At 72.0% G+C, this 13,769-nt stretch carries 14 protein-coding genes; 3 read left to right on the top strand and 11 right to left on the bottom strand.

The genetic code is table 11. From position 1 onward, the window contains the following. Positions 1-12: 12 nt before the first annotated feature. The 3 genes from pabB to ABD211_RS20350 form a co-directional block, all read right to left on the bottom strand. Positions 13-2,073, bottom strand: coding sequence for an aminodeoxychorismate synthase component I (gene pabB, locus ABD211_RS20360; RefSeq protein WP_344134171.1), 2,061 nt, complete (start codon positions 2,071-2,073; stop codon positions 13-15). 328 nt (positions 2,074-2,401) lie between these two features. Then, positions 2,402-3,223 carry a hypothetical protein gene (locus ABD211_RS20355; protein ID WP_344134168.1) on the bottom strand — a complete coding sequence of 274 codons (822 nt, stop codon included), beginning with the start codon at positions 3,221-3,223 and terminating at the stop codon, positions 2,402-2,404. 152 nt (positions 3,224-3,375) lie between these two features. Then, positions 3,376-3,666 (bottom strand): ParA family protein, encoded by a 291-nt coding sequence (locus tag ABD211_RS20350; RefSeq protein WP_344134166.1) that lies wholly within the window; start codon positions 3,664-3,666, stop codon positions 3,376-3,378. Between the two features lie 142 nt (positions 3,667-3,808). On the opposite strand from ABD211_RS20350, the gene ABD211_RS20345 reads away from it, so the two are divergent. Then, complete coding sequence (locus tag ABD211_RS20345) at positions 3,809-4,084, top strand: DivIVA domain-containing protein (protein ID WP_344134164.1); 276 nt, start codon at positions 3,809-3,811, stop codon at positions 4,082-4,084. On the opposite strand, the gene ABD211_RS20340 is transcribed toward ABD211_RS20345, so the two are convergent. Beyond that, positions 4,081-4,911: a helix-turn-helix transcriptional regulator gene (locus tag ABD211_RS20340; RefSeq protein ID WP_344134161.1), complete on the bottom strand. Its 831-nt coding sequence runs from the start codon at positions 4,909-4,911 to the stop codon at positions 4,081-4,083. The genes ABD211_RS20345 and ABD211_RS20340 overlap by 4 nt on opposite strands. Before the next feature lie 123 nt (positions 4,912-5,034). On the opposite strand from ABD211_RS20340, the gene ABD211_RS20335 reads away from it, so the two are divergent. After that, entirely contained in the window at positions 5,035-6,012 is a 978-nt protein-coding gene (locus tag ABD211_RS20335) for a hypothetical protein (protein WP_344134158.1), read from the top strand. 60 nt (positions 6,013-6,072) lie between these two features. On the opposite strand, the gene ABD211_RS20330 is transcribed toward ABD211_RS20335, so the two are convergent. Both ABD211_RS20330 and ABD211_RS20325 read right to left on the bottom strand, forming a co-directional pair. Continuing rightward, a complete protein-coding gene (locus tag ABD211_RS20330) occupies positions 6,073-7,221 on the bottom strand; it encodes a substrate-binding domain-containing protein (RefSeq protein WP_344134155.1) in 1,149 nt (382 codons plus the stop codon). Between the two features lie 26 nt (positions 7,222-7,247). Further along, positions 7,248-8,849, bottom strand: coding sequence for a methyl-accepting chemotaxis protein (locus tag ABD211_RS20325; protein ID WP_344134153.1), 1,602 nt, complete (start codon positions 8,847-8,849; stop codon positions 7,248-7,250). Between the two features lie 191 nt (positions 8,850-9,040). On the opposite strand from ABD211_RS20325, the gene ABD211_RS20320 reads away from it, so the two are divergent. Further along, positions 9,041-10,390 (top strand): FAD-binding oxidoreductase, encoded by a 1,350-nt coding sequence (locus ABD211_RS20320; protein ID WP_344134150.1) that lies wholly within the window; start codon positions 9,041-9,043, stop codon positions 10,388-10,390. Positions 10,391-10,402: 12 nt separating this feature from the next. On the opposite strand, the gene ABD211_RS20315 is transcribed toward ABD211_RS20320, so the two are convergent. From ABD211_RS20315 to ABD211_RS20295, 5 genes are all read right to left on the bottom strand, one after another. Next, entirely contained in the window at positions 10,403-10,660 is a 258-nt protein-coding gene (locus ABD211_RS20315) for a hypothetical protein (protein WP_344134147.1), read from the bottom strand. 45 nt (positions 10,661-10,705) lie between these two features. Next, positions 10,706-11,083: a hypothetical protein gene (locus ABD211_RS20310; RefSeq protein WP_344134144.1), complete on the bottom strand. Its 378-nt coding sequence runs from the start codon at positions 11,081-11,083 to the stop codon at positions 10,706-10,708. A gap of 38 nt (positions 11,084-11,121) precedes the next feature. Continuing rightward, entirely contained in the window at positions 11,122-12,402 is a 1,281-nt protein-coding gene (locus ABD211_RS20305) for an MFS transporter (RefSeq protein WP_344134141.1), read from the bottom strand. A gap of 167 nt (positions 12,403-12,569) precedes the next feature. After that, on the bottom strand, positions 12,570-13,133 hold the full coding sequence (locus ABD211_RS20300) for an O-methyltransferase (RefSeq protein ID WP_344134138.1): 564 nt from the start codon (positions 13,131-13,133) through the stop codon (positions 12,570-12,572). A gap of 41 nt (positions 13,134-13,174) precedes the next feature. After that, positions 13,175-13,660, bottom strand: coding sequence for a DUF6174 domain-containing protein (locus ABD211_RS20295; protein ID WP_344134135.1), 486 nt, complete (start codon positions 13,658-13,660; stop codon positions 13,175-13,177). Between the last annotated feature and the right edge of the window lie 109 nt (positions 13,661-13,769).

Here is a 13,769-nt window from a genome sequence, read left to right as displayed (position 1 = left end):
CGACGAAACGGGTCAGCGCAGCGACGCCGCGCGGGGACGCAGCGGGACGTCGCCGCCGGTGAGGGCCGCCACGGGGGCGGCCTTCACCGCGGTCTCCGCGACCTCCTCGGCCGGGTCGGACAGCGCGATGATCGCCCCGCCGACGCCGTAGCGCACCCGGCCGGGCGTGACGACGGCCGTGCGGATGACGACGCTGAGGTCGGCCGCCCCGGTCAGCGAGAAGTAGCCGATCGCGCCGGAGTAGACGCCGCGCGGGCCGCCCTCCAGGTCGTCGATGATGCGCAGGGTGCGCACCTTCGGCGCGCCGGTCATCGAGCCGGGCGGGAAGGCCGCCCGCACGCACGCCACCGCGCCCGCGTCCGCGCGCAGTCGCGCGGTGACGGTGCTGACCAACTGATGGGCCATCGCGTACGTCTCGACGCGGAACACGTCGCGCGCCTCGACCGAGCCGACCTCGGCGACGCGGCCGAGGTCGTTGCGGACCAGGTCGACGATCATCAGGTTCTCGGCGTGGTCCTTGGCGCTGCCGTCCAGGTCGGCGACCAGGGCCGCGTCCTCGTCGGGGGTCGCCCCGCGCCGCCGGGTACCCTTGATCGGCCGCGACTCCGCCATCCCGTCGGCGCCCACCCGCAGGAACCGCTCCGGCGAGGTGCTCAGCACGCTCACGTCGCCGAAACGCAGCAGCGCGCCGAACGGCGCCGGGCTGATCCGGCGCAGGAACCGGTAGCCCTCCCACGGGTCGACGTCACCGTCCGCCTCGATCATGTTGGTGAGGCACACCTCGTAGCTCTCCCCCGCCGCGATCTCCCGCTGGCAGGCGTCGATGAGCTCCAGGTACGCGTCGTGGTCGTGCCGCACGCGCAGCTCGTCCGTGGCCTGCGCGCGGGGCGCGCGCCCCGGCGCGTCGTCGACGGTCGCGAGCCGCTGCGCCGTGGTGTCCAGCCATGCTTCGGCGTCGCGGTCGTCATCGTCGGCCAACGCCAGGAGATAGGTCGTGCCTGCCACATGGTCCAGGACGAGGGCACGGTCGGCGAAGATCATCGCCGCGTCGGGCAGGTCGGAGCGGTGCGCCGGCTCGCCGCCGCACTCGGCCTTCAGCTCGTAGCCCAGGTAGCCCACCCAGCCGAGCGCGAACGGGCACGGCAGCCCGGGGTCGTCGATCCGGCAGGCGGCAAGGTCCTCGTCGAGCCAGCTCAGGAACGGCCCGTCGACGGTCGTGGTGCCGCCGTGGGACCGGATGGTCACGACGCCCGCGGTGACGTCGGCCGTGGCCACGCGGGCCAGCGGCCCGTCCGCGTTCCCCATGATCGAAAATCTGCCGAGTACGCCGTCAGGGCGGCTGCTGTCCAGCCAGAACGCGTCCGGACCGGGGGCGAACAGGGCAGCGAACGCCGCCTCGGCCTCCCACCGGGTCGGGAGGGTCCGGGTGCGGACGCGCAGACGTCGCGCCGGCTCCGCTTTCTTCACGTCGACCTTCGTCGGGGCCGGCCTCCGCCGACGCCCGGTTCCAGTGAGCGCGCGGAAGTTGTCCAGCAGGCGCCGGCCGTGCGACGAGCCGATCGACTCGGGGTGGAACTGCACGCCCCACCGGGGCAGCGTCCGGTGCCGCAGCGCCATGATCGTGCCGTCGGGGGCCCAGGCGGTGGCGACCAGCTCGTCGGGCAGGTTGTCGACGGCCAGCGAGTGGTAGCGGACGGCGTTGAACGGCGACGGGATGCCGTCGAACAGCGCCGACCCGTCGTGGCGGACCGCACTCACGCGGCCGTGGCAGGGGGTGACCTGGCGCACATGCCCGCCGTACGCGGCCGCGAGGCCCTGGTGGCCCAGGCAGACGCCGAGCAGGGGCAGGCGGCCCTCGGCCAGGATCTCCCGGCAGATCCCGAAGTCGCCCGGGTTCGCCGGGTGCCCGGGTCCGGGCGAGAGCACCACGTTGTCGAAGTCGTCGAGGTGCGACAACTGCCAGCGCGGATCATCGTTCACCACGACCTCCGGCTCCTCGCCGTTCACCTCGGCCAGGTAGTGAAAGAGGTTGTAGGTGAACGAGTCGTAGTTGTCCACGAGCAGCGTGCGCACGATTCTCCCGTTGCCGGTCCAACCACCAGTGTCTCCGCCCCGGCACCCGGTCGGTAGTGAGCGACCCGTCACACCGTGGTCAGCGACGCTGCCCCCGCGCCGGGGTGGAGATCGCTAACTCCCGTACGGACGTGCAGCCAGATCGTTGGCCGTCGACATGCGTCGTTCCATGATCGGTGCATGCGGTGCAAACGCGCGGTCCAGGCGACCCGATAAGCGACAAATCGCCCCTGCCTTGCCGTGAAGATCACCATCTCCTGTACGAGAACGCAGCCCAGCCGCACTCCTGCACAGAAGACCGAGATCTTGCTACAACGGCAGCGGCCCCTCAGTTCCAGACGGTGATCTGGATCGTCATCGTCTTGTCGTCGCGGTTGACACCCGTGATCTTGACGTATGCCCAGCGGTCCTCGTCCGTGATGAGGCACAGGTGCGTACCGGCGCGGACTTGCGAACCTGTCAGCGAATCGCCGTACCCGGTAGCCGTCCGGCAGGTGTCGTAGGTCGGCGGCGCGTTGACGACCAGGATCTTCCCGCTGCCCGGATACACGGTCGTCGGCGAGACGAAGAAGATGTCACGACCCTTCGGGGAACCCCAGCCCTGGTCGTAGCGCCAGTCCGGCGCCGCGGTCTCGTCCGCGTCGAGATCCACGCCGTAGAGCACCTTCAGCGTGGCCGACCCGGACCGCCGCACCTCGCCGGCGCCGGCGGGAGGCGCCGACGGGGCGGTCGTGGCGGCGTTCGTGCTGGTCGCGGGCGCGGGTGATGGCGTGGACCCGACGGTGACCGGCTGGGTCGTGGGCGTGACGCCGAACTGACCGGGGCCGGTCGTAGACGGCGGATCGGGGGTGCGGTTCTCGCGGTCGCCGACGACCCAGGTCGCCCCGCCGCCGAACAGGCCCGCTCCGACGATCATGACGACGACCGCGCCGATGGCCGAAAGCCGGGCCCGCCGGCTCCACGCGCGCATCAGCGCCACTCCGCCGACGACCACCGCCGCGGCGCCACCCAGGATGAAGCCCGGCGCCGACCACGTGGCGAGAATCGAAGCCACGGCGAGCAGCAGCCCACCTATGCCCTCGACGTTCGCGGTGGCGTCGAAAGCCCGGTCGTGCTCCGGTCGTCGCGCGCTGGCTGCCGGGTCGTTCACGCACACACTCCCGTCCGTGGTGATACCACAGCGCAGAGTATGCGGGACGGTCAACTATCCACTATGGCGCGTACGGCTGAGCCGGATCGGCACCTCTGGGCATCCCTGTGGTGCACAACCGGTACACCGTGCCGATGAGCTGTGCGCGTCGCTCAACAGGGTTCATCTCGCGCAACGACGACGAAGGGGCGCAACGGCTGTGCCGCTCCGGCCGCCAGGCACGCGCCGAACCACTGCAGAATCGTGCGCTCCTCGGCCAGGTCCTCCCTCCACTCCGCCGCGCGGTAGAAGCAGAAGGTCAGGCTGGACTGGGGATCCAGGTCGAGAAGGAGAACCTTGTGACCCCGGCCGGCCAACCCGGCGCCGATGTTGGCGGTCAACGTGGTCTTGCCGACCCCGCCCTTGTAGTTGAGCACTGACACGACGCGGGGCGTGGCAGGCATCCTGCCACGCCCCGCGTCCCACCCGACCTGACAGAAACCTGTCTACCTCGCGACCTGGACGAACACCCTCGTCGACCACTGGCGCCCGCCTGTTCCACGCTAAGATCGATTGCCAGGGTGCGCCGGGTTGACGGAGGTACGGATGGCCAGCATCACCGCGACGGACGTCCGCGCCGTCACGTTCGACAAGGCGCCTTTCGGGCGGCGCGGCTACGACGAGGAACAGGTCGACGCGTTCCTCGACGAGGTGGTCGAGACCCTCACCTCGCTGGAGACGAGAATCAACGGACTGCCCGATCAGCCGTCGGTGCTCGCCGTACTCGAACAGATCACCGCGCGGCTCGACCGCATCGAGAACAGCGTCGCGCCGAGGCCCGGCCCGCCCGACCCGCTCCTCGGCGGCGCCCAGCCCCTCTAGCGGCGGGCCTCGGCCGGCGTCGCCAAGGCGGCGAGCCGGTCGGCTGTGCCGGTGTCCCGGACCGGAACGAGGACGACCAGCTGCAGGTCGGGCGCGCCCGCCGGCCGGAGGATCACCTCGTCGAGGTGGAGCCGGCCCGCGTCGGGGTGGTCGTAGACCTTCCGGACCCCGGTGCGGGTGCGCACGTCGCCCGCCGACCACCAGTCGTCGACCTCGGGGTGGCGCGCCCGCAGCTCGGCGAGCACCTCCGCGAACCGCCGGTCGTCGGACAACGCGGCGCTGCCCGCCCGTACCTCGGCCACCACCCGCCGGGCGTGCCCGGCCCAGTCCACCAGACGGGCCCGGATGATGGGGTGGAACGTCAGCCAGGCGAGGTTGCGCTCCCCCACCGGTACCGCCGAGTAGTTCCAGACGGCGTCGGCGGCGGCGTTCCACGCGATGAGGTCCCACCGGCGGTCGATGATGAACGCCGGCGCGGCATGCTGGCTGTCGACCAGGTCCTGCAGCGCCGGCGACGGCTCGGCCGGCTCGATGACCGGCGCAGGGCCGGCCAGCTCCAGCAGGTGGGCGGTCTCGTCGGGGCGCAGGCACAGCGTCCGGGCGATCGCGCGGAGCACAGACTCCGACGGATTGATCCGGCGCCCCTGCTCCAGCCACGTGTACCAGGTCACGCTCACCCCGGCCAGGACGGCGACCTCCTCCCGACGCAGCCCCGGGGCGCGCCGCACCGGGCCGGCCGGCAGCCCGACGTCAGCGGGACAGAGCCGCGCCCGTCGGGCCTTGAGGAAGTCGGCCAGCGCCCGGCGCTGGTTCGCTGTTGGTGGCACCACGGTCCCCTCTCGCTCGCTGTTGCAGAGTCACGACGGCCGCCGGCGGTGCCGGGTGGTGGTCACGGCACCAGTATCAACGGTGTCTGCCGTGCCGGCGGTCCACGTCGGACAGTGGGCGGCATGACTTTGACCAGACGGCACGTCCTGACCGCGGCCGCCGCCGGGGCCGCCGCGACCCTCCTGCCCGCGCGCGCGGCGACCGCGGCGCACCCCTCGGCTACCGGACTCCTGCAGACCACCGCGCCCAGCCTGCATCCGGAGGGCATCGCGTGGGACCCGTTGCGGCGGGCGTACCTTGTCAGCTCGGTGCGGCACGGCACGGTCAGCGTGGTGGGCCTCGACGGCTGCGTCCGGACCCTCATCGCCGACGACCGGATGATCTCCACGTTGGGCGTCCACGTGGACGCGCGCCGCGGGCGCGTGCTGGTCGCCTTCGCCGACATCGGGGTCGGCACCCGGTCCACCCCGGCGACGATGTACGCCAGCTCCGGGCTGGGGATCTTCGACCTGGCAACGGGTCGGGCGCGGGCCGTGGTGCCGCTGACGGAGATCCCCGGCGGGCACGTGGCCAACGACATCGCGATCGATCCGGCCGGCAACGCCTACGTCACCGATACCGCGTCCGACGGCGTCTACCGCGTGGACCCGGCCGGCCGGGCCACGGTCCTGGCGCAGGACGCGCGGCTGGCCAACCCGACGGCCGGCCTCAACGGGATCGTCCACCACCCCGGCGGCTTCCTGCTCGCCGTCAGCCACGCCACGGGTGAGCTGTGGCGCATCGGCCTCGGCGGCCAGGTGCGCCAGGTGGCACTCGACCGGCCGCTGGTCGGCGGGGACGGGCTCGTCGCGCTCCCCGACGGGACGCTCGTCGCGGTGACGAACGGCGTGCTGACCGGCGGTGACGACGCGGTGCGGACGCTGCGCGGCGGGCCGGGCTGGGCCACGGCGCGCACGACCCACCGCGTCGCGCCGTGGCCCGACGCGACACCGAGCACGGCCACCTGGACGCCGCACGGCGTGCAGGTGCTCGCCGGATCGCTGAACGTCCTGTTCGGTCAGGGCGTCACGTCGGACGAGGTGCGGATCCGCCGGTACTGACGCGTGCGCGAGGGGGTGGGCGCCGTCGCGGCGCCCACCCCCTCGTGCAGCGACCCGTTGTCAGTACGCCTTGCTGAACAGCTGGGCGGCGGTGGTGCCGTCGTACTCGCCGTCGGTGGTGAAGGTGACCGTCGGGGTGCCGTCCTTGAAGAGGTTCTCCAGGGCGTCGAAGGCGGCCGGGCCGAACCGGGGGTTCGACTCGATCACGGCGTCGAAGTAGCCGTCGATGATGGCCTGGACGCCGTCCCGGGTGCCGTCGATGGTCACCACGTGGACCTTGTCCGTGCCCGCCTTGCCGGCCTTCTGCAGCACGCGCAGGGCGCCGAGGCCCATCTCGTCGTTCTCGGCGTAGACCGCGTCGATGTCGGGGTGGTCCTTGAGCATCGCGGCGAAGACCTGCTCGCCGGTGTCCCGGGAGAACGAGGCCGTGCGCTGGTCGACGATCTGCAGCTCCGGCGCCTTCTCCACGATCCGGTCGACGAAACCGCGGGTACGGTCGTCGGTGACGTTGATGCCGGCCGTACCGAAGAGGATGGCGAGCTTGCCCTTGCCACCCGTCGCCTTGATGATCGCGTCGGCGGCCCGCTTGCCCTGCTCGATGAAGTCCGAGCCGAGCTGCGCGGCGACGTCCTCGCACGCCTTGACGCCGGTGAGGGACCGGTCGACCGCGACGATCGGGACCTTCTTCTGCTTGGCGTAGTTCAGCGCGTCGATCAGGCCCATGGACGACACCGGCGAGATGATGACGGCCTTGGCGCCGTTGTCGATCATCTGCTTGATCTGGGCGCTCTGGTTCGACGCGATGTTGTTGGCGTTCGCGTACATGAGGTTCCAGCCCCGCTTGACGGCCTCGTCCTTCATGGACTTGGTCGACGCGAGCCGGTACGCCGCCCCGTCCGGCTCGGACTGGATGAACGCGATCTTGTCCTTCTTGAAATCGATCTCCGGCACGCCGCCGTTGTAGTCGGCGGCCTTGCACAGCGGGCCGTAGACGGCCGCGATGCCCGGGTCGGCCGGCTTCGGCAGCACCGTCTTGCCGCCGGTGGCCGCGACCGCGGCCGGCACGCCGGTGGCGGCGGCGCCCGAGGCGGACGACTCCGCCTTGGGGACGCTGGCGGTGAAGGTGGGGGTGCTGGTGCCGCACGCCGCCAGCGCGAGACTCGCCGTCAGTGACATGGCCACCGCCAGCCGGGAACGCTTACGCAACATGATCAGAACCTTTTCTCGTACGCGGGTCAGTAGCGGAAGCGGCCGACGATGTCGGTCAGCTCGGCGGACAGCGAGGCCAGCTTGGTGGCGGCCTTCTCGGCCTCCTGGACCTCGGTGCTGGTCACCGCCGCCGCCTCGGCGACGGACGACATGCTCGCGGCGATGTCCGCCGTGCCGGCCGCGGCCTCGCCGACGCTGCGGGAGATCTCACCCGTGGTGGCCTGCTGCTCCTCGACCGTGCCGGCGATGACCTGCTGGTGATCGCTGATCCGCCCGATGACCGTGGAGATCTCGCTGATCGCGGCCATCGCCGCGGTGGCGTCGCGCTGGATCGTGTCGACCCGCCTCGCGATGTCCTCGGTGGCCCGGGCCGTCTCCTGCGCCAGGTCCTTCACCTCGGACGCGACGACCGCGAAACCCTTGCCGGACTCACCGGCGCGGGCCGCCTCGATGGTGGCGTTCAGCGCGAGCAGGTTGGTCTGCTCCGCGATCGACGTGATGACCCGGACCACGTCGCCGATCTCCTTCGACGAGTCGCCGAGCTTCGACACCGTCTCGCTCGTCCGGTCGGCCGTGGCGACGGCCTGCCCGGCGACCAGCGCCGCCTCGGACGCCCGGGTCGCGATCTCGCGGATGGTCGAGGTCATCTCCTCGCCGCCGGCCTTCGCGACGTCGACGCTCTGCGACACCTGCGACGCCGTGCTGGCCACGCTGACGGTACGGGCCGTAACGTCCTCGGCCGAGCGGGCGATCCGCGAGGACAGCGACGACATGTTGTCCGCGGCGCCGGACAGCGAGTCGGCCGACGAGTCGATCGAGCCGACCATCTCGCGGATGTTGTGCGACGCGGTGTTGAGCGACTGGGCCATCTTGCCGACCTCGTCGTTGGAGGTGACGTCGGCGGTCGCGGTCAGGTCACCGGTCGCGAGAGCCTCGCAGACCGCCTGGACCTTCCGCAGCGGCACCACGACGCTCCGGGCCACCAGCAGCGACAGGCCGACCACGAGCACGAATCCGACGACCAGCACGGCGACCGCGCGGGTCAGGGAGTTGTTGTAGGTCTCGTCGGCGTCCGCCGTGGTCGCCGCGATGTCGGCCTGCTCGCTCGCGGACAGCGACGACAGGTTGCCGTACACCTTCTCCATGAGCGGGGCGACCTCGGCGTTGCGGATGATCTGCCAGGAGGGCAGGTCGCCGCGCTCGCCGGCGGGCAGCTGGGTCTGGGTGGCGATGTGCTTGTAGAGCTCCCACTGGGACTGCAGCTCGGCCAGCTTCGCGGACTGCTCCGGCCGCACCGACCGGTACGCCGCGAGCGCCGCGTCGAACGCCTTCAGGTCCTCGGCGACCTTGTCGGTGTAGACCTTGCGCGTGCCACCGTCGGCGGCCGTCACCTGCATCGCCATGTCCACCTGCGTCTGGGCGGCGGCGTACCGCAGCTCGTCCAGCGCCCGGACCGACGGGACGTTGCCCGACACGATCCGGTCGGTCACGGTCGAGTTGCGCGCGAGGGAGATCATCCCCATGCCACTGATGATCACTGCGAGCAGCAGCGCGAGGGCCATGGTGCCGAGCATCTTCGCCCGCACGCTGATCCCCTGGAAGCGGCCACCAAAGCGCCGTCCGGTCATTGCCGTGTCCCTTCGTGGGAGGAGGCGCCATTGCCCCTTGCCATCGCAAGGCACCCGTCAGTGGGTTCATCGACCGTGGTCGGACAGACCTTTAGGCAATCCTGAGGCTCCCTTGAGGTGAACTTGATTGTTCACCCTGTTAACAAACCTTATTTCCGGATAAAAAGTACGCACAGTCCTAGACTGCCGCCATGGTGGGGTTCGAGTCGCTGGGCGGCACCGTACTGGTCCCGGGGGACGCCGGGTACGACGAGGGACGCCAGGTGTTCAACGCGATGATCGATCGCCGGCCGGCGGTCATCGCGCAGTGCGACACGGTCGCCGACGTCGTCGCGGCCGTGCGGTTCGGACGCGAGCGCGGCCTGCCGATCGCCGTACGGGGCGGCGGGCACAGCGTCGCCGGCATGGCGCTCGTCGACGACGGGCTCGTCATCGACCTGCGCCGGATGAACGACGTCCGGGTGGACGCCGACGCGCGCACCGTCACGGTCGGCGGCGGCACGACGATGGCCGGCCTGGACCGCGCCTGCCAGCCGTACGGGCTGGCCACCACCGGCGGGCGGGTCTCCTCGACCGGCGTCGGCGGGTTCACCCTCGGCGGCGGCACCGGCTGGCTGGACCGCCTGTTCGGCCTGGCCTGCGACAACCTCGTCACCGTCGAGCTGGTCACCGCCGACGCCGAGGTGCTCACCGTCAGCGACACCGAGCATCCCGACCTGTTCTGGGCGCTGCACGGCGGGGGCGGCAACTTCGGCATCGCCACCTCGCTGACCCTGCGGCTGCACCCGCTGCCCGTGTTCACGGCGGCGGTGCTCCTCTGGCCGCCGGACGCCGGGCCCCGGGTCGGCCGGGCGTACCGGGACCTGCTGGAGTCCGCGCCCGACGAGCTGGGCGGCGGGTTCGTCTTCATCACCGGGCCGCCGGAGCCGTTCGTGCCGCCGGAGCTGGTCGGGCGGCTCACCTGCCTCACGCTGGTCACGTACGCGGGCGACGAGGCGGCCGCCCGCGCCGCGATCGCGCCCCTGCTCGCGCTGGAGCCGGCGGGTCAGTTCATCGCGGAACTGCCGTACGGGGACCTGCAGGCGATGTTCGACGACCCACCCGGCTTCCGCAACTACTGGTCGGCCGAGCACGTCGACGACCTGCCGGACGAGGCCATCGACGCGTTCTGCGCCCGGGCCGTCGACATGATCGTGCCGTCGCCGTCGCAGCACGTGCTCTTCCCGCAGGGCGGCGCGGTGTCCCGGGTCGGCGCCGACCAGCCGCTGCCGTGGCGACGGGCGCGCTGGGTGGTGCACCCGTTCGGCCTCTGGGACGACCCGGCCGACGACGAGCGCGGCCGTCAGTGGGTCCGCGACGTGCGTTCGGCCGTACGCCCCTGGGCGACCGGCGACGTGTACCTGAACTTCGTCGGCGACGAGGGCCGCGACCGGGTCACCTCAGGCCTGGGCGAGGACAACGTGGCCCGCCTGGCGCAGGTCAAGCGGCGCTACGACCCGGACAACGTGTTCCGCTTCAACCACAACATCACGCCGGCCTGAGGGCTCACAAGGTCACGCGTGGACGTCGAGGAGATGCCCCCGCTCGGCCCAGAACACGCACCAGCGTCCGGCCGAGTGCGCGACGTCGACCCGGTGTTCGACGCTCCACGTCGTGGGCGGCTCGACGCCGGCGACGATCTCGTCGAGGGTGGGGATCCTGTCCGGAACGACCAGGTTCAGCGGATCCAGGCCGTGGCGGGCGGCCAGGTCCTCCGCCCGCGCCAGCAGTCGGCGGCCGTACTCAAGAAGATCATCGGGAAGCTTCGACACGTACGCCGCCGCGAACAGCTCCTCGCCGATGTCGTCCGCGCAGTCCTACAGGAACTGTGCCCGGAACGAGTACTGCTCCACGTAACCGCCGGGGCTTCCGTTGGTGTAGCGGGGTAGGCCGTCGCACGGCGCGACGAGGGGCAGGACGGCGAACCCGGCCATGCCCGCCAGGAACTCCTCCTCGGACTCGTCGCGGCCGAGTTCCCTGCGCAACTGCCGGGCCCACGCGTCCGCCTCGGGATCGCGGCCGACCACCGGCGCGTTGAGCGTCTCGAAGGCGCTGACCGAAATGGCGAAGAACCGCTGGACATCGCCATCATCGGCCGCGTCGCCGTCCGGGTCGGTGAGCCGGCGGAACAGGTCGGCGAACTCCGCCTCGCAGCCCGGTGCCGCCTTGTTGCCGGGATTCCAGTCCAGACCCATGCGGCGACTGTTACCGTCGAGATCCAGTGCGCCGCCGCTCAGGCGACGGTCTGCACCTCGGCCTCGACCGCCGGCTCGGCATGCGCCGCCGGCGGGCGGCCGTCGTAGCGGGGCAGCACCGGGAACGCGAGCGCCAGCACGACGACGATGACCGCGGCCGCCACGCCGCCGCCGGCCCACGCCAGGCTCGGGCCGACGAGGGCCGCGGACAGGCCCGCGCGCAGGTCGCCGAGGCGGGGGCCACCCGCGACCACCGCCGTGAACACGCCCTGCAGCCGGCCGCGCATCTCGTCCGGCGCGTGCACCGCCATGATCGTCTGTCGGTAGACGCCGCTGACCAGGTCGCCCATGCCCGCGACGGCGAGGAACAGCACGGCCAGCCACAACTGGTGGGCCACGCCGGCCGCCGCGATCGCGAGACCCCAGACGACGACCGCGCCCACGAGTGCCAGGCCCTGCCGGCGCACGCGGCCGATCCAGCCGGACACGAGGCCGCCGGCCACGGCGCCGAGGGCGATCGCCGAGAACAGCCAGCCGACCGAACCGGCGCCGAACCGTTCGTCGGCCATCTCGGGGAACAGCGCGCGCGGCATCGCGAACACCATGGCGACGAGATCCACGGCGAACGACAGCGCGATGATCGGTGTGGTCGCCAGATAGCGCAGCCCGTCGGTCACGGCACGCAGGCCGACCGTCACCGGGGCCGCGCCGGTGTGCTCGGGGGGCAGCGCCGGTAGCCGCAGCGACGCCCACAGCGAGACGGTGAACAGCGCGGCGTCCACCGCGTACGCGGCCGCGAAGTGGTCCTTCCCGATGATCAGCGCAGCGAGCAGCGGACCGAGGACCATGGCCCCGTTGCTCGTGGTGAACGTGATGGTCTGCGCGGCCGCCACGTCCTCGACGGGGACGATGCGCGGGACGATCGCCTGCCGCACGGGGAAGGTGAGCGCGAACCCGATCGCCTGCACGGCGACCAGGCACAGCAGCAGCACAGGGCTGTCGAGGCCGAGGACCGCCTGGATGAACAGGGCGAGCGTGACCACCCAGGTCACCAGCGAGCTGGCCAGCAGCACCTTGCGGCGGTCGACCGCGTCGGCGACGGCGCCACCCAGCAACGCGAAGATCAGCAGTGGCACCAGGCCGGCGATGCCGATGAGGCCCACCCACACCGACGAGTCGGTGATGGCGTACATCTCGACGGGCACCGCGACGGCCGTGAGCTGGAAACCCACGCCGGCCACCCCGTTGCCGATCCACGTCCGCCGGAAGGTGGCGTGGCGCAGCGGCCGGGTGTCGATCAGGAACGTGCGCGGGCTCACGGCCGCTCGCCGGGGGGATTCACCCCACCATTCTTCGGCCGCCGGACCGTAAGGACCAGCCTCAATCCCACGTGTTACGCACGCCACAGCTCCGTGACGGTTCCGGACAGGCGCGGCGCAGCGGCCGACGAGCCGAAACGGACCATGATCGGCCAGCGCCGGGGGCGTCAGGAGCGCCGGGTGCAGACGATCAGTCCACTCCCGACGGACAACTCCGTGGCCACGAGCGTGGCGTGGCCGAGCAGCGTCGCCCGGACCCGTCGGGTGTGTGCCTCGTGGTCGGCGCTGGCCCACACGGGTGGCCGCATGTCGTCGACAAGGAGCACACCGCCCGGCTCGAGCGCGGCGAGCGTGCCGTCGAGTCCGGTCCACTTGCCGGCCGGGGCGTCCGCGAAGATCAGCGAGAACCGCCCGAGCTCCGGAAGCACCGCGAGGGCGTCGCCGGTGATCAGCCGGACCCGGGCCGGCCACCCGTGGGACGCGGCGAGCACCGCCACAGTGGGGTCCTGCTCCAGGCTCACCACCTCGACATCGGTCCGGGCGCCGAGCCCGGCGACCAGCCACGCCAGGCCGACGCCCACGCCCGTGCCGATCTCGAGGATCCGGCCCCCGCGTGGCACCGCCGCCGCCAGTACGGCGAGCAGCTCGCCCGTCGCACCGTCACTCGACTGGGTGAAGCCCGCGTCGACCGCCCGGGCCCGCGCCCGCGTCACTCCCTCAGGAACCGCCATCGGGCCACTGTGCCGTCCCGGGCCGCGCCGACCCAACCGGTTTAGGTCGGGGTGCCGGTCAGCACCCGGTAGTCGGTGATCGTGTAGCACGACTCGTCGTCGATGGCGTTCTTCGCCGGGTCGATGTCGACCCTGGTGAGATGTCCGTCGGTCTTGTCGACGGTCACCTCGACCACGTCGGCGCCGTTCGCACGGGCGTTGGCCGCCTCGGCCGCCATGCCCGACAGGGTCGGCACGACCTCCCGGAGGAACTTCAGGTCGCGGTCCTTCACCGCCAGCCGCGCCGGCTCGTCGAGCCCTTCCACGGCCGACACCTCACCGTTGACCACCGTGACGCCGAACCGCCCGATGAGCCAGCGCTCGCCGCACGAGGAGTACAGCGTGAACGCGTACCGGGGCGGCGGGGCCCACGCCGCCGCCGACGTGATCGCCTCCGTAGGGCTGCCGCCCGAGCCGCATCCGGCGGCCGCGGCCAGCACCAACCCCGCCACGGCGGCCAGCCCCGCGCCGCTCCGTCCACCCCGCATGGCGTCTCCCCCAACCGCGGCCGCCGGACGCGGCCAACGCACCTCCGACGCGGCGAGGGCGCGAACGGTTCCCCCAAGGACAGCTCTGCCGACAGCGAAGCGGGGCGCC

Source organism: Luedemannella flava (genome assembly GCF_039528515.1).
Taxonomy (GTDB): domain Bacteria; phylum Actinomycetota; class Actinomycetes; order Mycobacteriales; family Micromonosporaceae; genus Luedemannella; species Luedemannella flava.
This window is presented reverse-complemented; position numbering and strand designations above follow the sequence as displayed.